This is a genomic window from Micromonospora matsumotoense, assembly GCF_900091525.1.
GTDB lineage: Bacteria > Actinomycetota > Actinomycetes > Mycobacteriales > Micromonosporaceae > Micromonospora > Micromonospora matsumotoensis.
In genome coordinates, this window is sequence record NZ_FMCU01000006.1 from 257374 (window position 1) to 276920 (window position 19547).

Below are 19547 nucleotides of genomic sequence, written 5' to 3' on the forward strand. Positions count from 1 at the left end.
AGCGGTCGTCCGGGGCCACCCGCCCAGCTTACGGACGCCGGCGGGTAGGGCGACGGGTCAGGCGAACGTGTTGGCCACGGCGACCCGGGCCGGATCCGGGTCGGCCCAGCTCCAGTTCGGGTGGGCGCGGTTGGTGAGCAGCACCAGCACCCGGCGTCGGTCGGGTTGGACCAGGAACGAGGTGCCGGTGAACCCGGTGTGCCCGTAGGTGGTGGGCCGGGCCAGCTTGCCCATGAACCAGGGCTGGTTGAGCACCACGCCGAGGCCGTGGTCGGAGGTGCGGCCCGGTCGGTCCGGGTCGACGGCGGGCAGCCCGGTGTTGGCGTTGCGCAGCATCCGGGCGACGGTGCTCTCGGCGAGGATCCGCTTCCCGCCGTAGCTGCCGCCGTCGAGCAGCAACTGCCCGATGACCGCCACCTCCTCGGCGGGGGCGAAGATGCCGGCGTGGCCGGCGATGCCGCCGAGGTGGTTGGCGACGTCGTCGTGCACCACGCCCCGCAGCAGCCCCCGGGAGGAGCGGGCATCGGTGGCGACCAGCCGGTTGGCCCGGTCGGCCGTGCCGAGCCAGGTGTTGGGGTTGAACCCGGTGTAGCGCAGCCCCAACGGCGTGGTCAGGTGGGTCTTCAGGGCCCGGTCGAGGCTGAGCCCGGTGACCTTCTCGACGATCTTCCCGGCCACCATCAGGCCGACGCTGGAGTAGCGGAACACGGTGCCCGGGGTGGTGCCACTGACCAGGGGCGTGGTCAGCACCGCGCGCCACCGCTCGGCCATCGTCGCGTAACCGGTCACCTTGGCCCCGACCGGCAGACCGCTGGTGTGGGCCAGCAGCATCGCCACGGTGACGGTGGACTTGCCGGCGCCGGTGAACTCGGGCAGGTAGCGCACCACCGGCGCGTCCAGGTCGATCCGGCCGCTGTCGACCTGTTGCAGGGTGAGGATCGCGGTGTAGACCTTGGTGAGCGAGGCCAGGTCGAAGATCGAGTCGGGACGCATGGCGACCCGCTTCGCCGCCGGCAGCAGCACCGGGCCGGCGCCGTAGCGCAGCGCCTCACCGACCGCCAGCTGGTCGGTCGGCTCACCGGCGGTCATCGCCAGCACCACCGCCCCGGCGTACGTCGGGTGCTTCGGGTTCTCGGTGGTCGGCTGGAGGTAACGCTGGAGCGCCACGGTGAGGGTGCGCGGCTTGCTGGCCGGGACCGGGGCGGTGCCCCGGGCTGCCGCCCCCGGCCGGCCGGCCGCCGCAGCACCCTGGCCACCCGGCGCACCGTCACCCGGCGCGGCGGTGGCCCAGGAGCCGGCCGGCGCGGTGGGCGGGTTCTTGGCGCAGCCGGCCAACCCGAGGGCGGCGGCGAATCCGAGACCGAGCACGGAACGACGGGGAATCGACACGGCAGCGATCATCGCACCCTCTCAACAGTGTGATCGGTTGGATGACGCCCTTCGCGGCGGCGAACTTCACTACCTGGGAAGGGGTGGGTGGACGGGTGGACTGTCACGGTCCTCGTGCGGCCACCGGTCCTACCGACGGAAACTGGCATGGTGAAGGCTTCCAACCCCTGGATGCGGCTGCTCGTTGCGGGCCTGGTGCTGCTCTGCACCGGCCTACGGACTCCCGACGTTCTCGCCGAGCGAAGCTGGCGTTCGTGGGTCGTCCTGCCTTCGTGAAAGCGCGGTGGGAAATGGTGGCCAGGGGAGACCACGATTCCCCTGGTCGGAACACCAGCGCCTGAGATCCTCGCACTGTGGGGGGCCGGTCGATGCTGTCCGCCGGCCCCACCGGAGCGAGACTGCTCACCCGGGCATCCTCAACCCTTGGACGATTGCGGTCGGGTGAGGGCGTAGCCGTCGTCGCGGCGGGTCACCAGACCCAACTCCTCCAGCAGGGCGAGTTTGCGCAACGCCGTCCGGACCGGCACGCCGGCCCGGGCGGCGAGCGCGTCCGCACCGATCGCACCGCGCCGGGGCATCGACTCGCGCAGCATGGCCGCCTCGTCGTCGAGGACGTCCGTCGGGCGGTCCGCGCCCCTGGCCGGTGGTGCCAGGTCCGCCCCGATCCGGCCCACCTCCTCCAACACGTGCGCGAGCCCGGTGACAAGTCGGGTGCGGTCGTATTCCCGCAGCAGTTCGTGCGCGCCGACGGACAGCGCCGAGGTGACCGGGCCGGGCACCACCATCGCCGGTCGTCGCAGGGCGATCGCGCGGTGCATGGTCTGGGCCGCGCCGCTGCGGGCCGCCGCCTCCACCAGCACGCTGCCCCGGGTGCCGGCGGCGATCACCCGGTTACGGATCAGGAAACGGGGACGCAACGGCTCCGCCCCCGGCAACCACTCGCTGATCAGCAGGCCGGTCTCGGCGATCCGGTCGAACAGCGCGGAGTTGCCCATCGGGTAGGGGCGGTCCACGCCGCAGGCCAGCACCGCCACCGTCACCCCACCCGCGTTCAACGCGCCCCGGTGAGCGGCGGCGTCGATGCCGAACGCGCCACCGGAGACCACCGTCCACTCCCGGTCGGCCAGGCCGTACCCGAGCTCGGTGGCGACGTGTACGCCGTACCCGGTGGCGGCCCGTGCGCCGATCACCGCCACCGAGCGGTCCAGCACCTCGCCCAACGGCCACCCGCCGCGTACCCAGATGCAGAGCGGTGGGGCGGTCTCCCGGTCGACCTTCCGGCTCGCCCCGGGCAGCACCAGCCCTTCCAGGTCGCCCAGCGGGGCGGGCCACTCGTCGTCCGGCGGGGCGATGATCCGCGCGCCGAGCCGGTCGGTGAGCGCCACCGCCTCGGCGGCTACCGCCCGGGGGTCACCCGCGTGCAGCCGGGCCGCCACCGCCGTCCGCAACGTCTCGTCGGGTGCGCCACCGTCGAGCAGCAGGTCCAGCGTGGCGACCGGACCGAGCCGGCCCACCAGCCGGTGCACCAACCGGGTGCCCGGCTCGGTCAGCCAGGTCAGCGCCACCCGGGCGTGCAGATCCTCGGTGCTGTTCACACTTCCTCCCCCGTCCTGAGTCCGGTGGCTTCCCGGACGTCCTCCCGATCGGGCCCGGCCCGGCCGTCGAGGTCGGCGATCGTCCAGGCGAGCCGGACGATCCGATCGAAGCCCCGGGCGGACAACGAACCCCGGTCGAGCCGTCCCCGCAGTTCGGCGGTGACCCGGGTGGCGAGCCGCCACGGCGGCCGGCGCAGCAACGGGCCGGGCACCTCCGCGTTGAGCCGGTGCCCGGTCGGGGCCCACCGCTCGGCGGCAGCCTTCCGGGCCACCGCGACCCGGGCGGCGACAGTCGGCGAGTCTTCGCCGTCGGGGTCGGTGCCCATCAGTTCGGCCGCCCGCACCGGATGCACCCTGATCTGGATGTCGATCCGGTCGAGCAGCGGGCCGGAGAGCCGGCCGAGGTACCGCCGCCGCGCCAGCGGGCTGCACTCGCACAGCGCGTCGCCCCCGGGCTTCGCGCAGGGGCAGGGATTGGCGGCCATGACCAACTGCACCCGGGCCGGGTACCGGGTGCTGCCCCTGGCCCGGGTCAGGTGGACGTGCCCACTCTCCAGCGGCTGGCGCAACGCCTCCAGGGCGCCCTTGCTGAACTCGGCGGCCTCGTCGAGAAACAACACCCCTCGATGGGCAAGCGACAGCGCGCCGGGCCGGGCCAGCCCCGAGCCGCCACCGACCAGCGACGGCACGGTGGCCGAGTGGTGCGGGGCCTGGAACGGTGGTCGGCGCAGCAGCCGGCCGTCCGGCGGCAGCGTGCCGGCGATCGAGTGCAGCGCGGTGACCTCCAGCGCGGCCTCGTCGTCGAGCGCCGGCAGGATCGACGGCAGCCGTTCGGCGAGCATCGTCTTGCCGGCGCCGGGCGGCCCCAGCAGGGAGAGGTGGTGCCCGCCGGCCGCTGCCACCTCCAACGCCCGCCGGCCCAGCCCCTGCCCGGCGACGTCGGCGAGGTCCGGCCCGGACGGCGTCTCGGCGGGAGTGGCGGACGGTGGCTCCAGCAGGGGAGTGCCGTCCCGGACGAAGGCGACGAGCCGGTGCAGGGTGTCCACGGCGCGAACCCGTACCCCGGGGATCACCGCCGCCTCGGCCGCGTTCCCCACCGGTACGACCACCCGGTCCAGGCCGCCGCGGACGGCGGCGACGACCATCGGCAGGACCCCACGGACCGGCCGGACCGTGCCGTCGAGCCCCAACTCGCCCAGGACCACCACCCCCTCCATCGGCAGCAGCGGTAGCTCACCGGCGGCACCGAGCAGGGCGACCGCGATGGCCAAGTCGAACGCCGAGCCGTGCTTGGGGAGCGTGGCGGGGAGCAGGTTGAGGGTGATCCGGCGGTTGGGCCAGCGCTGGCCGGAGTTGACCACGGCCGCGCGGACCCGGTCCCGGGCCTCGTGCAGGGCGGTGTCCGGCAGCCCCGAGATGACCACCGCGGGCAGCCCCGGGGAGAGATCCGCCTCGACCTCGACCAGGTGTCCGGTGACCCCGACCAGCCCCACCGCGTGCACCTTGGCGTAGCTCACCGCGCCACCTCCGCCCAGCATCGCCCGGCGCGATGGTGGGGAGCCGGGCGGGAGCCTCCCGCGCGCCGCCGGCCGGCCCGGCCCGGGGCGCCGCCGGTGGAAACCCCGACCACGAGGTCGGCGGCCATCAGAAGGCGCCCTTGAGGTGCTCGACCCGGGCCGGGCCGGCAGGCGGCAGGCGGACCGACAGCACGTCGAAGCGCACCTCGTCGGCGGTCGTCCCGGTCTCGGCCAGCCAGCGGACGGCGAGCCCTCGCAGCCGTCGGGCCTTGGCCGGGACGATCGCCTCGGCGGGGCTGCCGTAGGTGTCACTCCGCCGGGTCTTCACCTCGCAGAAGGCGAGGACCGGGCCGTCCCAGGCGATGACGTCGATCTCGCCCTCGCGGCAGCGCCAGTTGCGGGCCACCGGGCGCAGCCCGGCCCCGATCAGGTGCCGTACGGCGCACCTCTCGCCGTACGCGCCGACCGCCTGGTTCCGCTTCGTCATGCCCGTCAGGCTGCGGGTGGGGCCGGGATGGGCGCGACACCCGACGACACGCCTGTGGACAACTCGACGCCCTGTGGACGACCGGACGATCAAGGCTCCGCCGTGCTATGTGATCTGCCGAAGCCCTGCTCACGAGGGTGGCGGGCGGGCGTCCGCCGAACCGTCCGATCGGTGCTGTCGGCCGGTCCGACCTGCGAATGGCGTCGGGCGGGTCGGTCGCATACGGTGCCGGACGTGGACGCACGACGGAGCTACCCCGAAGATCAGGAGTCACGCTGGTACCCGGCCGACCGGGAACGCGCGTACGACGACTCGGACTGGCGTACGGCGAGCGGGGTGCGCCGGTACGACGACGAGTCGCGCACCCCCGACCAGCGGGCCGCCGAGGAAGGCCGGTACGCCGATGCCAGCCGTTTCGACTCGGGGCGCTTCGACGTGGCCGATCCGCTGGGTGCCGTGGGGGGCGGGACCACCGGGTACCGGCCGACCCGCTCCCGTCGTGACGACCCGGACGTCTCCGGCGAACTGCCCGGCGACCGGGTGGGTCGACGCGCCGCCCGTGAAGCCGGCGTCAGCGGCGTCGGCCCGCTCGGGGGCGGCGGCGCGGGCCCGCTCGGCGGTCTGCCGGTGCGGGGCGTCGGTGACACCGGAACGGGCCGGCTGACCGATGCCGGAACGGGCCGGAGCCTGGCCGACACCGGTACCGGCCGGCTGACCGATGCCGGAACGGGCCGGAGCCTGGCCGACACCGGAACGGGCCGGCTGACCGATGCCGGAACGGGCCGGGGTGTCGGTGACACCGGGACGGGCCGGCTGGCTGGTGCCCCGACCGGGCGGCTCGGCGGCGGTGACAGCGGCACCGGTCGGTTCACCGCCGACTCGGGTGTGCTGGGGGTCAGTGGGGTGGGCCCGCTGGCGGGGGCCGAGTCGGTCCGGCCGGCGGCGCTGGGCAACTATCCGATCGTCGAACCCACCCGACCGGCTGAGCCCTCCCCGTTGGAGGTGCCGACCGGCCCGATGGCACCGGTCACGCCCCGAGCGGACGACCTGGCCGGCCCGGACGGGACGTACCGCGCGGGTGGACCGGCCTCCGACGGCGTCTACCGCACCCGGCGGCCGGCGCTGGCGGCGCTGCTGGGGCTGTCGGTCCTGGTCTTCGAGGCGCCGGCGCTGCGGGTGCTGCTGCACGGCCTCACCGGCGACCCGGTCTCGGCGTCGCACGTCGTGGTGGGCACCTTCCTGGTGATCGGGTTGCCGGTCTTCGCCGGTGGCCTGTACGGGCTGCGCACCGGCGGCCTGGCGATGGCCGACGGCGCCCGGGGCTGGCTGCGCCCGCCGACCGCCTACCTCACCGTCGGGCTGGTCCTCTTCCTCGCCGCCGCCCTCGCCGCCCGCTGAACCGCCGGGCCGCCGGCCCGCCGGGCCGCCGGCCCGCTGGACCGCCGCCCCCGCCGGCCCGCCGGGCCGCCGGCCCGCTGGACCGCCGCCCCCGCCGGCCCGCCGAACCCCGTGCCGTCCCGCCCGGCCTTCCGACTCCTCGGGCACCGTCGCCGCCGGGAGCCTGAACCCGGGGCCGGATGGTGGGGCGGGGGCCGGCGGGCAGGGCGGGGGCGTACACTGGCCACTTGGCGACCGCCTTGTGCGGTCGACCTCGCGTGCCCTCTCCACGTTTCATCGTGGGGCGGCGGCCTCCCTGGTCCCGATCTCCTTCGGGCCCACCATGGGCCGGCGACCAGGCACCAGGACGTCCGGCCACCGGCCGGACGTGACAACCAGGGATCTTGAGGAGTACCCCACCATGGCCGTCGTGACCATGCGTCAGCTGCTGGAGAGCGGTGTCCACTTCGGGCACCAGACCCGGCGCTGGAACCCGAAGATGAAGCGCTTCATCATGACCGAGCGCAACGGCATCTACATCATCGACCTGCGCCAGACCCTCGAATACATCGAGAAGGCGTACGACTTCGTGCGCAGCACGGTGGCCGAGGGTGGCAGCATCCTATTCGTCGGCACCAAGAAGCAGGCTCAGGAGGCCATCTCCGAGCAGGCCACCCGGGTCGGCCAGCCGTACGTCAACCACCGCTGGCTCGGTGGCATGCTGACCAACTTCCAGACGGTGTACAAGCGGCTCCAGCGGATGAAGGAGCTGGAGGCGCTGGGTGACCTGACCGGCACCGCCGCCGGCTACACCAAGAAGGAGACCCTGCAGCTGTTCCGCGAGAAGACCAAGCTCACCAAGACCCTTGGTGGCCTGCGGGACATGCAGAAGCTCCCGGCCGCGGTCTGGATCGTCGACACCAAGAAGGAGCACATCGCCGTCGACGAGGCCCGCAAGCTGGGCATCCCGGTGATCGCGGTGCTGGACACCAACTGCGACCCGGACGAGGTCGACTTCCCGATCCCGGGCAACGACGACGCGATCCGCTCCGCCGAGTTGCTGACCCGGGTCGTGGCCGCCGCCGTCGCCGACGGTCTGATCGCCCGGTCCGGCCGTCGTCGCGGTGGCGACGAGAAGCCGGAGGCGGGTCAGGTCGGCAGCGACGAGCCGCTGACCGAGTGGGAGCGCGAGCTGCTCGAGCCGAAGAAGGCCGACGAGCAGCCGGTGGCCACCGAGCAGCCGGCGACCGAGCAGCCGGCCGCCGAGGAGCCCGCCGCCACCGAGCAGAAGCCGGCCGAGCAGCCGGCCACCGCCGCCGCCGAGTGACTCGTACCGCCGCGTCCCCGTCGCCCAGTCCGGGCGGCGGGGTCCGGCGGTCACCGCCGGGCACATCCGGCCCGTTCCGGGTAGCCGGCACCTCAGACCACCCACCGCAGACTCAACACCGAAGAGAGAGTCATGTCCAACTTCACCGCCGCGGACGTCAAGAAGCTCCGCGACCTCACCGGCGCCGGCATGATGGACTGCAAGAAGGCGCTCACCGAGGCTGAGGGCGACTTCGACAAGGCCGTCGAGATCCTGCGCGTCAAGGGCGCCAAGGACGTCGGCAAGCGGGCCGGCCGGACCGCCGCCAACGGCCTCGTCGCGCACTCCGGCCAGGCGCTGCTGGAGCTCAACTGCGAGACCGACTTCGTGGCCAAGACCGACGCGTTCGTCGCCCTGGCCCAGCAGTTGGTCGCGCACGGTGAGCGCAGCGGCGTCGGCACCGCCGAGGAGCTGCTCGCCACCGAGCTGGACGGCAAGACCGTCGCCGACCTGATCCAGGAGCAGTCCGCCAAGATCGGCGAGAAGCTGGTGCTCAACCGCTTCGCCAAGCTCGACGGCACCGTCGCGGTCTACCTGCACCGCAAGAGCCAGGACCTGCCGCCGGCCGTCGGTGTGCTGGTGGAATACCGCGGCAAGACCGACGAGGCCGGTGACGCCGACGCCCGGGGCACCGCCATGCAGATCGCCGCGATGCGGCCGAAGTACGTCACCCGCGACGAGGTGCCGGCCGAGGTCGTCGAGTCCGAGCGGCGCATCGCCGAGCAGACCGCCCGCGAGGAGAACAAGCCCGAGGCGGCCCTGCCGAAGATCGTCGAGGGCCGGGTGAACGCCTTCTTCAAGGACTACGTCCTGATCGAGCAGGCGTCGGTCTCCGACAACAAGAAGACCGTCAAGCAGGTGCTGGCCGAGGCCGGCATCGAGGTGACCCGCTTCGTCCGGTTCGAGGTCGGCCAGGCCTGAGCCGCCACCGTCCGGGCGCACGTCGCGCCCGGACGGGCACGCAACGTCGACGAGGAGGCCGCTGGTGTACGCGACAGGCACCGCGGCCTCCTCGTCACATAGGGTCGGCAACGGGCAGGTACGCGGTGACGCGGCGCGGTCGACGCGTACGCGGGAGGGGCGGGGCGGATGACACAGGTTGTGAACGACCGGAGCCTGGAGGCGGACGACCCGACGGCACCGCCGCCCGGCCGCGCCCGCCGGGTGGTGCTGAAGCTCTCCGGTGAGGTCTTCGGCGGTGGGGCGATCGGTGTCGACCCGGACGTCGTGCAGGCCATCGCCCGGCAGATCGCCACCGTGGTACGTCGTGGTGTGCAGGTCTCCGTGGTGGTCGGCGGCGGCAACTTCTTCCGCGGTGCCGAGTTGCAGAAGCGTGGCATGGACCGGGCCCGCGCCGACTACATGGGCATGTTGGGCACCGTGATGAACTGCCTGGCGTTGCAGGACTTCCTGGAGAAGGAGGGCATCGAGACGCGGGTACAGAGCGCGATCACGATGGCCCAGGTCGCCGAGCCGTACATACCGCTGCGGGCGATCCGGCACCTGGAGAAAGGACGCGTGGTGATCTTCGGCGCGGGTGCCGGGATGCCGTACTTCTCCACCGACACGGTGGCCGCCCAGCGGGCGCTGGAGATCCGCGCCGACGTGGTGCTGATGAGCAAGAACGGCGTGGACGGCGTCTACAGCGCCGACCCGCGGATCGACCCGGACGCCAGTAAGTTCGACTCGATCACCTTTTCCGAGGTGTTGCAACGCAACCTGCGGGTGGCCGACGCGGCGGCGTTCAGCCTCTGCATGGAGAACGGGCTGCCGATGCTGGTCTTCGGCGCCCAGGGCGAGGACACGATCATCCGCGCCGTCGGCGGCGACAAGATCGGTACGCTGATCACCGCCTGACCGCTCCCGGCCACCAGTGCGGTCCTGCCGCACCCACAGCAGCAGCCCAGCCCACGACGAGCAACAGAAGGAGGCGAGGAGACCGGTGATCGACGACACCCTCCTCGAGGCCGAGGAAAAGATGGAGCGTGCGGTCGAGCACGCCAAGGAGGAGTTCGGCGCCATCCGTACCGGTCGCGCCAACGCCGCCATGTTCTCCAAAGTCATCATCGACTACTACGGCACGCCGACCCCGCTGCCCCAGATGGCGTCCATCGGGGTGCCCGAGCCGCGCATGGCCATCATCAAGCCGTACGACAACTCGCAGATCAATGCCATGGAAAAGGCGATCCGCGACTCCGACCTCGGGTTGAACCCGAACAACGAGGGCAACCAGCTGCGCATCCTGCTCCCGCAGATGACCGAGGAACGCCGCCGCGAGATGATCAAGGTGGCTCGGCACAAGGGCGAGGAGGCCAAGGTGGCGGTCCGCAACGTCCGCCGCAAGGGCAAGGAAGAGCTGGACCGCCTGGTCAAGGACGGTGAGGTCGGCGAGGACGACGGCCGCCGCGCCGAGAAGGAACTCGACGACCTGACCCAGCGCTACGTCGGCACCGTCGACGAACTGGTCAAGCACAAGGAGTCGGAGCTGCTCGAAGTCTGAGCCCGGCTGCCACGGCACCGGTGCGGCACCGCCCGTGTGGCGGCGCTGCGCCGGTGCCGCCGTCGTTCGCCCACCCGGCCGGGCCGGTGCGTCAAGGGGACCGATGGATCGATCCGTGGGCCGGACCGGCCCGTGGGCCGAGCCGGCGGCCGGTCGGCCGGGCGTGGGACCGGTGATGCGGGCGGTCGCGCCAGCGGGGTGTGGCCGGTGGTCCGGGCGGGTCGCGCCAGCGGGGTGGGGCCGGCCTGCGAGCTGCTGGTGGACCGCCGGGCCGACGTCCACCGTGTCCGGCCGGCCCGTGCAGTAGGCTCGGCACGATTCCCGGCCACCGGGCGGTGAATGGCGGGGATCGATCGGCCGTCGGGCCGGCCAACCGGAAGTAGTCACGCGGGTAGGGGATGGTTGTGGTCTTGCGTCATGTGGTGGAACTCGTACCGTCGTCCGGTGCGTGATGTCCCACCTCGACCCCTACAGCGGCACCGAGCCTCGTGGCTGGGAGCGATCCGACCGTCCCCCGGCGCTGCCCTGGCCGGAACGGGAGGTCGAGCCGTGGTCGCCCCGGCAGTCCGGTCCCGACCTGTCGGCCGGGCCGCAGGCCCCGCTCCGGCCACCCGTGCGTCGACACGACGAGCCGAACGGCGGGCCGTACGACGAGCCGGTCGGTGACCGGTTCGGTGCTGACCGCCCTCTCGGCGACCTGGTCCGGCCGCTCCCCGACGACGCCCCGACCTCGCACCTCGCCCCGGTGCGGGACGACGACGCCCCGGCTGCGCACCTGACGCCGGTCAGGGACGACGACCAGCCGACCGCCCAGTTCGCCCCGGTCCGCGACGACGACGGTTTCCGGTCGTCGTTCCCGTCGCCCGTCGCCGAACCGGAGCCGGCACCGCCGACCGGCCGGCGGTTCCGGGGTCGGCGGCGGGCCAGCGCGGCCCGACCGGCCACCCCGCTGCCGGCGACCGGTCGGGCCGGCCGGAACCTGCCGGCCGCCATCGGCGTCGGGCTCGGGCTCGGCGCGCTGGTCCTGGTGCCGCTGTTCTTCTTCCTCCCCGGCTTCCTGGCCGTGCTGGCCGCCGCGATCGGGGTGGGCATCTGGGAGATGACCCGCGCGGTCCGGCGCAGCGGGGCCCACCCGCCACTGCTGCCGTTGCTCGCCGGTGGTGTGCTCACCATCGGGTTGGCCTGGTTCGCCGGGCCGGACGCGCTCAGCCTGGGTCTGCTGGTCACCGTGCTGGGCACGATGATCTGGCGGCTGGGTGACGGCCCGGCCGGCTTCCAACGGGACATCACCGCGGCGACCCTGATCGCGGTCTACGTGCCGTTCCTGGGCGGTTTCGCGGCGATGCTCGCGGCGGCCCCGGGCGACGGCCACCTGCGGGTGCTGGTCACCGTGGTCGGCGTGGTGCTGTCCGACACCGGTGGGTACGCCGCCGGGGTGTCCTTCGGCAAGCACCCGATGGCCCCCCGGATCAGCCCGAAGAAGTCCTGGGAGGGTTTCGCCGGCTCGGTCACCGCCGCCGCGGTCGGCAGCGCCCTGCTGCTCTGGCTGCTCTTCGACGTGGCGCCCTGGTGGGGCGCGGTGTTCGGGGTGGCGGTCTCGGGTGCGGCGGTGCTGGGCGACCTCGCCGAGTCGATGATCAAACGGGATCTCGGTGTGAAGGACATGAGCACCCTGCTGCCCGGACACGGCGGCCTGATGGACCGGCTGGACTCGGTCCTGTTCGCCGTACCCACCGCTTATCTGCTGCTGGCGATCCTCGTGCCGGTGGTGGGCTGAGGGATGAATCACGCCGGGCCGCAGGGGTGGTCCCCCTGGTGGAGGGCGATTCGGCACCTCCGGACGGGCGGGTCCGGCGACCGGCGTGACAGACTGGACCAGCCATGACGAGCCTGCCTGTGATCCCCGTTGACCCTGACGCCCCCGGCCGCCGCCCGGCGATGCCACCCCGGCACCTCGCCGACCTTGACCTGCCGGGTCGGCGGGCGCTCGTCACCGAGCTCGGTGAACCGGCCTTCCGGGCCAAGCAGATCTCCCACCACTACTTCGGGCGACTGGTCCGGGACCCGGCCGAGATGACCGACCTGCCGGCGGCCGCCCGGGACCGGTTGGCCGATGCGCTGCTGCCCCGGCTGCTCACCCCGGTCCGCGAGCTGGCCTGTGACGACGGCGCCACCCGCAAGGCGCTGTGGCGGTTGCACGACGGGTCGCTGGTGGAGAGCGTGCTGATGGGTTACCCGGACCGGGTCACCGTCTGTATCTCCAGCCAGGCGGGTTGCGGCATGGCCTGCCCGTTCTGCGCCACCGGCCAGGCCGGGCTGACCCGCAACCTCTCCGCCGCCGAGATCGTCGACCAGGCGGTCTACCTCGCCGGGGTCGCCGCCTCGGGCGCGGTGGCCGGGTCGCCGCCCCGGTTGTCCCACGTGGTGTTCATGGGCATGGGTGAGCCGCTGGCCAACTACTCCCGGGTCGTCACGGCGATCCGGCGGCTGGTGGCGCCGGCTCCGGAAGGGCTGGGCCTGTCGCAACGGCACATCACCGTCTCCACGGTCGGCCTGGTGCCGGCCATTCGCCGACTGGCCAGCGAAGACCTCGCGGTGACCCTTGCGTTGTCGCTGCACGCGCCCGATGATGAGCTGCGCGACGAACTCGTGCCGGTCAACCAGCGCTGGAAGGTAGCCGAGGTGCTGGACGCAGCGTGGGACTACGCGGCGACGACGGGGCGCCGGGTGTCGATCGAGTACGCGATGATCAAGGACGTGAACGATCAGCCATGGCGGGCCGACCTGCTCGGACGCCTGCTGGCCGGTAGGTCGGCGCACGTCAACCTCATCCCGCTCAATCCGACACCGGGCAGCCGCTGGGACGCCAGTGCCAAGCCGGTGGAGCGGGAGTTCGTCCGACGGTTGCGGGAGTCCGGCGTCTCCACCACGGTGCGTGACACCCGGGGACGCGAGATCGACGGTGCGTGCGGGCAGTTGGCTGCCGCGGTGGACAGTGACATCGAAGCGCCGCGCGGGCGCGACCGGGCGTAGCGGTACGAGACCAGGAGACATAGTGGCGAGTCAGGGTCAGCGTTTCCGGCGTAAGGCGCTCCGCCGGGGCTACAAGGTCGACGAGGTCGACGCCTTCCTGGACCGGGTGGAGGCGACCCTCGCCGGTCAGCCGGTCGGCGCTCCCGTGGCCTCCCAGGAGGTCCACGACGTCGTCTTCCGGGTCCGCTTCAACGGCTATGACGAGTGGCAGGTCGACCTGCACCTGGACCGGGTGGAGCGGCAGTTGGCCGAGTTGGAGGAGCGCGCCGCCCCCAGCGGCCGGGGTGCCGACCCGCGCGGCGCGGACCGGCTCGCCCCGCCGATGCGCGACGACCACCGGGGCCTGCCGTCGGCCCCGCCGCCGATGCCGCCCCGCGCCATGCCGGCCCAGCCCGGTCCGCCGGACCGTTACGGCAACCGCTACGACGAGCCGAGCGGTGCCTTCGCCGTCGGACGCGATGCGCCGCGCGGTGGGTACGACGAGCCGAGCGGCGCCTTCGCCGCCGGACGCGATGCGCCGCGCGGTGGGTACGACGAGCCGAGCGGCGCCTTCGCCGCCGGACACGACGCGCCTCGCGGTGGGTACGACGCACCGCGCGGTGGGTACGACGCACCGCGCGGCCAGTTGGGACCGGGCCCCGGTGGGCCGATGGGCCCTGGTCCGAGCGGGCCGACGGGGCACGGTGGCCCACCGCCGCGGGGCCTGCCGGCCGGCCCGGGTAGTGGCTACGGCCCCCCGGACGAGCAGCGCTTCGACGGTTTCGAGGCGGGCCGGCACGGTCGTACCGACATGACTGCCGAGATCCGGATGCCGGAGCGGGACCGGATGCCGGAGCGGGACCGGATGCCCGAGCGTGACCGGATGCCCGAGCGCGACCCGCGGGAGATGCGTGGCCGTGGTCCGGGAGGCCCGCCGCCGATGTCGCCGCCGCCGATGGGTGGCCCGTCGATGGGCGGGCCCGCGCCGATGGGCCCGCCGGCCGGCGGTCCGCCGATGGTGGGTCCGCCGATGGCCGGCCCGCCCGGCAGCGAGCTGTACCGGGTCGACCAGATCCGGCGCAGCTTCCAGGTGCGCCGCTTCGGCAGCGGATACGACCCCGATCAGGTGGACCGGTTCTTCGAGAGCCTGCTCGGTGGGATGCAGGGCCGCAACCAGATGCCGGTGAACCCGAAGGACCTGGACACGCTGCGGTTCGGGCTGGTGCCCGGTGGTTACTTCGAGGCCGAGGTCGACGCCGCGCTCAAGGACGTCCAGGACATCCTCTTCGGCCGTTGATCCACCAGATGTGACGAGGGCCCGCCCCGACCGGGGCGGGCCCTCGTAGGTGTGGGGCGGTTGCGTCAGGAGCGCAGCCCGCTGCGGCGCAGCACGGCGTCGCCGATGACGATCGCCAGCAACAGCACGGCCAGGCCGACCAGCCAGATGTCCTCGACCTTGCCCTCGTGGTTGCCGCACAGCATCGCCAACAGCGCCAACGCGGAGAGCACCGCGCCGATCCGCCCGGCCTTGCGGTGCCCGGGCCTGTGCTGATCTGGCGCGGTTACCGGCTCGCTTCCTGCCACTGTCGGTCCTTCCCTCGCGATCGGATCTCCGGTTAGTCTGGCACGCCCTGCCCCGGGCCCGGTGCGGGGTCCGCCCTGCTGCGGTGCGGCACGCCGGGAAAGCCGTGGCGTGCGGCGCGGCTGCTGACCAGCAGCGCCCGCCCCGGCAGGGACCGGGAAGCCGCCCCGGCACGGGCGGGGGAAGCCGCCCCGGCACGGGCGGGGGAAGCCACGCCGGCACGGGCGGGGGAACCGGGAGACCGGGTCCAAGGTCCCCTTCCTGACGGGGCGGATCGGCTCTACCGGCGTCGCGGACCGTCGACCACACTGCCTCCGGTAGCGTTCTGACGTACACCTTGATTGTCTGTTTGAGGGGGACTGCGGTGCGAGTGACCGGTACGGGACATGCCAGCATGCGGATCGACACGGCTGCGGGCAGCATCCTGTGCGACCCGTGGGTCAATCCGGCCTACTTCGCCTCCTGGTTTCCGTTCCCCGACAACTCCCTGCTCGACTGGGACACCCTGGGCCAGGTCGACTACCTGTACGTGTCGCACCTGCACCGGGACCACTTCGACGCCAAGCACCTGCGCGACTTCGTCTCGAAGGACGCCACCGTCCTGCTGCCCGAGTTCCCCACCTCCGAGATGGAGGACGAGCTGCGGGCGCTGGGCTTCACGAAGTTCCTCCGGGCCCCGAACGAGCAGGTGGTGGAGCTGGACGGCGGCCTGAAGATCATGATCCAGGCGCTGACCAGCCCGACCGACGGCCCGATCGGCGACTCGTCGCTCTGGGTGGAGTACGACGGGGTCCGGCTGCTCAACCAGAACGACGCCCGCCCCACCGACCTGACCGTCTTCGCCGAGCTGGGTCACGTGCACGCGCACCTGCTCCAGTTCTCGGGCGCGATCTGGTATCCGATGGTCTACGAGCTGCCGCAGGCGGCCAAGACCGCGTTCGGCAAGCAGAAGCGGGAGCGGCAGTTCGACCGGACCTGGCGCTACATCGACGACCTGAAGGCCGACCACGTCTTCCCGATCGCCGGCCCGCCGTGCTTCCTCGACGACGCGCTGTGGCAGTTCAACGACATCCACGGCGACGAGGGCAACATCTTCCCCGACCAGTCGGTGTTCCTGTCCGAGTACGCGAAGGTCGGCGGCACCAACGGCATCGTGCTGCTGCCCGGCAGCGTCGCCGAGGTGACCACCTCCGGCGCGACCACCACCCACCCGCAGCCGGTCGAGGAGTTCTTCGCGAACAAGACGGCGCACCTGGAGGAGATGCGGGAGCGCAAGCGGGGCATCATCGAGGCGGAGAAGGCGTCCTGGCGGCACCCCGAGGTGGACGTGCTGGCCGGGATGAAGAGCCGGATCGAGCCGCTGCTCGAAGAGTCGATCTATCTGGCCAAGGGCGTCGGCGGCCCGGTCCGCTTCGACTTGGTCGGCACCGACAGTTCGGGCGGGGAGACCATTGAATCCATCGTGGTGGACTTCCCGGGCAAGCAGGTCCGGCCGTACGCCGACGAGAAGGTCCGCTACCGGTTCCGTACCGAGCGGGCGCTGATCGAGCACCTGCTGCACATCGACGAGGTCGACTGGGTCAACTCGCTCTTCCTGTCCTGCCGCTTCTCGGCCGCCCGGATCGGCCAGTACAACGAGTTCGTGTACGCCTTCTTCAAGTGTCTGTCCACCGAGCGCCTCCAGTACGCCGAGGGCTGGTACGACGAGCACGAGCGCAGCACCGACGCCGAGGACATCACCCTGGGTGACTGGGTGGTGCAGCGTCGCTGCCCGCACCTGAAGGCGGACCTGACCCGGTTCGGCATCGTCGACGGCGACCAGCTCACCTGCCAACTGCACGGCTGGAAGTTCGACCTGCCCTCCGGCCGCTGCCTGACCAGCGTCGGCCACAAGATCCGCGCCGGCCGGGTGGACGCGGAAGCGCCCGCCCCGGCCGGTGGACCAGCCAACTGACCAGTCGTTCCCGACCGCTCCCGTCCTCGCTGCCGCCCGATGGGGTGGCGGCAACTGACGCCGTTCCCACCCCGCCACTCCCCGTTTCCGGCGACCATGACGTGGTGCCGGCCCGGCTGACCGGTGCACTCCGGGCACGGTGACGTCAGGACCGACAGGGCGGGTGGGGCGGGGTGGTGGACGAGGAGGAGTACGAGTTCGGGCACCGGCGGGAGAAGGAGCGGGACGCCTCCCGGGTGGAGGCGTTCAGCGACGCGGTGATCGCCATCGTGCTCACCCTGATGGCGGTGGACCTGCTCCAACTCAGTCCGCAGCGGCCCGAGGGGCAGGAGCTGCCCGACGCGCTGTTCCACGAGTGGCCCGCCTACCTGGCGTTCGTGATCACGTTCGTGATCGTCGGACAGGTCTGGTTGACCCACCACAACATGTGGCGGTACGTCGTCAAGGTCGACCAGCTGCTGCTCGTACTCAATCTGCTGTTGTTGCTGTTCGTGGCGGCCATTCCGTTCGCCGCCAGCCTGCTCGCCGACAATCTGCGGGGCACCGTCGCCGACCAGCGGTTGACCGCCGCGCTCTATGTGGGCACGGTGCTCGGTGAGGCGCTGTTCTTCAACCTGAGCTGGTGGTGGGCCCGCCGCCGACGGCTGCTCGACCCCGGGCTGGACCCCCGGTTGGCCCGCGCTGTGGCCCGCCGCTTCCTGCTCGGCCCGTTGCTCTACGTGGTCGCGTTCGGCATCTCCTTCGTCGACCCGGTGCTCAGCCTCGCGGCGTACTTCCTGTTGACCGGGCTGTACCTGGTCCGGGGCCCCGGCGACCTGCCGTCCTCCCGCCCGGCCCCCGCCTGACCACCCGGCGGCGGGCCCGTCGCGGAACGGGCGGGCCGGGCGCGGAACGGGCGGGCCGGGCGGGGGCCGGGCGGAAGCGGAGGGCGTCAGCGGCCCAGGTCGGCGAGGATGCGTTGGGCGGCGTTGTGGCCGGCCGCGCCGATCACGCTGCCCGCCGGGTGGCAGCCGGCGCTGCCCGCGTACACCCCGTCGATGCCGGTGGCGTAAGGCATCCGGTCGGTGAACGAGACGGTGTTGTCGACGTGGTGGATGTGTCCGCCGGTGATGCCGAAGTGCGCCTCGATGCCGGGCGGCGGGAGCGGCACCGCGTCGGCGATCAGGTCACCGGTGCCCGGGGCGTACCGCTCGCAGATCTCCACCAGGCGGGCGACGTAGCCGGGCAGCGCGGTGTCCCAGTCGGTGCCGGCCAGCGTGTAGGGGACCGACTGGACGAACAGCGCCGACGAGTGGTGCCCGGCCGGGTCGGACAGCGACGGGTCGACGGTGGTGTGCAGGTACCACTCGATGGTCGGCTCGTCGGGCAGCCGACCGGCCTGGACGTCCGCCCACATCGCCCGCAGCGCCGCCATCGGCGACTCACCGCCCGCCCCGACCAGCGACGCGGACCCGGGGAGCAGGTGGATGGTGGACCCGAACGGGCTGGGCGCGTCCGCCGGCAGGCAGGAGAACCGGGGCAGCCCGGTCAACGCCAGGTTCAGCTTGAGGGTGGTGCCGGGCCGGCGGACCGCCGCCATCCGCGCGCCCAGCTCCGCCGGCAGCGCGCCGTCGGGCACCAGCTCCATCAGCCGGTACGGGTCACACGCGCCGAGCACCACCTCGGCGGCGACCTCCCGGCCGTCGGCGAGCCGGACGCCCGAGGCCGCGCCCCCGGCCAGGGTGACGGCGTCTACCCGGGCACCGGTCAGGATGGTCGCCCCGGCCGACCGGGCGGCCTCGGCGAAGGTGCGGGAGACGGTGCCCATGCCGCCCTCGGCGATCATCCAGGTGCCGTCGGCACCGGGCAGCCGGCACATGTTGTGCACCAGGAAGTTGTGGCCGGTGCCGGGGTCGTCGGGGCCGGCGTTGAGGCCGGACAGCCCGTCGGTGACCGCGTACATGCTGACCAGCAGCTCGGAGCGGAAGTCGAAGCGGGCCAGGTAGTCGGCGACGGAGCCGCGGACCAGGTCGACGAAGACCTCCCGCAGCTCGGGGCGGACGTACCGGTCGGCGGTCTGCTCCACCGGCAGCGGCCCGGTCAGCCAGGCCGGGGCCAGGTCCGCGCGGAGCTGCGCCAGCTCGGCCTGGAGCGCGTCGTCGGCGGCCACGTCGGCGGGGGAGAAGAACTCGGTGAGCTGCCGTCGGGTCGCGGCGGTGTCGCTGCCGATCAGCAGGTAGGGCGCACCGGGCCCGCCCGGGGTGGGCAGGAAGTAGTGCGGGTCGCGGCGCAGCACCGGGATGCGCACGTCGAGGGCGGCGAGCAGTTCCGGTGGCATCAACCCCAGCAGGTACGACCCGGTGGAGTGCCGCAGCGCGGGCACCTTCGGGAACGGGTTCTCGGTGCGGGTGGCCCCGCCGATCACCTCCGCCGCCTCCAGCACCAGCACGTCCAGCCCGGCGCGGGCCAGCAGGACGGCGGAGACCAGCCCGTTGTGCCCCGCTCCGATGATCACGACGTCGGCGCGGGACGGCAGCTCACTCGCATCGCTCATGCCTGGGCAGCCTAGTGCGGCGCGCGGCGTCCGTCTGCCGGCTCGACCGGCGGGACTGGCGGGTCCGGGTGGTCCGGGTCGGCCGGCCCGACCGGCGGAGCAGGCGGGGCCGGCTCGACCGGTTGGTCCGGCTCGACCGGCGGGGACCGGTTGGCCCGGGTCGGCCGGGTGGTCCGGCGGGGGTCGGGTCGGCCGGGTGTCGGCACCAGCCGCGGAACGCGTCATGCCACTGCGG

General features: G+C 73.0%; 17 protein-coding genes. 11 read left to right on the forward strand and 6 right to left on the reverse strand.

Features of this window, described 5'->3' with window-relative positions; genetic code table 11:
* Window positions 1–57: 57 nt before the first annotated feature.
* On the reverse strand, window positions 58–1389 hold the full coding sequence (locus tag GA0070216_RS15115; protein ID WP_245722512.1) for a serine hydrolase domain-containing protein: 1332 nt from the start codon (window positions 1387–1389) through the stop codon (window positions 58–60).
* A 147-nt stretch (window positions 1390–1536) separates the two neighbouring features.
* On the opposite strand from GA0070216_RS15115, the gene GA0070216_RS36115 reads away from it, so the two are divergent.
* Window positions 1537–1665: a hypothetical protein gene (locus GA0070216_RS36115; RefSeq protein WP_281190427.1), complete on the forward strand. Its 129-nt coding sequence runs from the start codon at window positions 1537–1539 to the stop codon at window positions 1663–1665.
* Window positions 1666–1805: 140 nt separating this feature from the next.
* Here the strand turns inward: GA0070216_RS36115 and GA0070216_RS15120 are convergent, their stop codons facing one another.
* The 3 genes from GA0070216_RS15120 to GA0070216_RS15130 form a co-directional block, all read right to left on the reverse strand.
* Window positions 1806–2984, reverse strand: a complete 1179-nt coding sequence (locus GA0070216_RS15120; protein WP_091245899.1) for a DNA-processing protein DprA — start codon at window positions 2982–2984, stop codon at window positions 1806–1808.
* The gene (locus GA0070216_RS15125) at window positions 2981–4501 is read right to left on the reverse strand and encodes a YifB family Mg chelatase-like AAA ATPase (protein ID WP_091245904.1); all 1521 of its coding nucleotides are present in this window, start codon (window positions 4499–4501) and stop codon (window positions 2981–2983) included. Before GA0070216_RS15125 ends, GA0070216_RS15120 begins: the two co-directional genes overlap by 4 nt.
* Window positions 4502–4628: 127 nt before the next feature.
* Entirely contained in the window at window positions 4629–4988 is a 360-nt protein-coding gene (locus GA0070216_RS15130) for a YraN family protein (protein ID WP_091245909.1), read from the reverse strand.
* A 234-nt stretch (window positions 4989–5222) separates the two neighbouring features.
* Between GA0070216_RS15130 and GA0070216_RS15135 the strand changes: the two genes are divergently transcribed.
* The 8 genes from GA0070216_RS15135 to GA0070216_RS15170 all read left to right on the forward strand — a co-directional run bounded on the left by GA0070216_RS15135 (window position 5223) and on the right by GA0070216_RS15170 (window position 14540).
* Window positions 5223–6386 carry a hypothetical protein gene (locus GA0070216_RS15135; protein ID WP_245722513.1) on the forward strand — a complete coding sequence of 388 codons (1164 nt, stop codon included), beginning with the start codon at window positions 5223–5225 and terminating at the stop codon, window positions 6384–6386.
* Between the two features lie 400 nt (window positions 6387–6786).
* Entirely contained in the window at window positions 6787–7692 is a 906-nt protein-coding gene (rpsB, locus tag GA0070216_RS15140; RefSeq protein WP_091245916.1) for a 30S ribosomal protein S2, read from the forward strand.
* Between the two features lie 132 nt (window positions 7693–7824).
* On the forward strand, window positions 7825–8652 hold the full coding sequence (tsf, locus tag GA0070216_RS15145; protein WP_091245920.1) for a translation elongation factor Ts: 828 nt from the start codon (window positions 7825–7827) through the stop codon (window positions 8650–8652).
* 168 nt (window positions 8653–8820) lie between these two features.
* Complete coding sequence (gene pyrH, locus GA0070216_RS15150; RefSeq protein WP_091245924.1) at window positions 8821–9588, forward strand: UMP kinase; 768 nt, start codon at window positions 8821–8823, stop codon at window positions 9586–9588.
* 85 nt (window positions 9589–9673) lie between these two features.
* Window positions 9674–10231, forward strand: coding sequence for a ribosome recycling factor (gene frr / locus GA0070216_RS15155; RefSeq protein ID WP_091245927.1), 558 nt, complete (start codon window positions 9674–9676; stop codon window positions 10229–10231).
* A 451-nt stretch (window positions 10232–10682) separates the two neighbouring features.
* Window positions 10683–12008, forward strand: coding sequence for a phosphatidate cytidylyltransferase (locus tag GA0070216_RS15160; protein WP_091245930.1), 1326 nt, complete (start codon window positions 10683–10685; stop codon window positions 12006–12008).
* Window positions 12009–12112: 104 nt separating this feature from the next.
* Window positions 12113–13264, forward strand: coding sequence for a dual-specificity RNA methyltransferase RlmN (gene rlmN / locus GA0070216_RS15165; RefSeq protein ID WP_091245935.1), 1152 nt, complete (start codon window positions 12113–12115; stop codon window positions 13262–13264).
* Window positions 13265–13286: 22 nt separating this feature from the next.
* Window positions 13287–14540, forward strand: coding sequence for a DivIVA domain-containing protein (locus GA0070216_RS15170; protein WP_091245938.1), 1254 nt, complete (start codon window positions 13287–13289; stop codon window positions 14538–14540).
* 65 nt (window positions 14541–14605) lie between these two features.
* On the opposite strand, the gene GA0070216_RS15175 is transcribed toward GA0070216_RS15170, so the two are convergent.
* A complete protein-coding gene (locus GA0070216_RS15175) occupies window positions 14606–14827 on the reverse strand; it encodes a DUF2631 domain-containing protein (RefSeq protein ID WP_091245943.1) in 222 nt (73 codons plus the stop codon).
* 362 nt (window positions 14828–15189) lie between these two features.
* Between GA0070216_RS15175 and GA0070216_RS15180 the strand changes: the two genes are divergently transcribed.
* A complete protein-coding gene (locus tag GA0070216_RS15180) occupies window positions 15190–16779 on the forward strand; it encodes a Rieske 2Fe-2S domain-containing protein (RefSeq protein WP_091245946.1) in 1590 nt (529 codons plus the stop codon).
* Window positions 16780–16952: 173 nt separating this feature from the next.
* On the forward strand, window positions 16953–17624 hold the full coding sequence (locus GA0070216_RS15185; RefSeq protein ID WP_091245950.1) for a TMEM175 family protein: 672 nt from the start codon (window positions 16953–16955) through the stop codon (window positions 17622–17624).
* Between the two features lie 86 nt (window positions 17625–17710).
* Here the strand turns inward: GA0070216_RS15185 and GA0070216_RS15190 are convergent, their stop codons facing one another.
* Window positions 17711–19312: a phytoene desaturase family protein gene (locus GA0070216_RS15190; RefSeq protein ID WP_091245953.1), complete on the reverse strand. Its 1602-nt coding sequence runs from the start codon at window positions 19310–19312 to the stop codon at window positions 17711–17713.
* Between the last annotated feature and the right edge of the window lie 235 nt (window positions 19313–19547).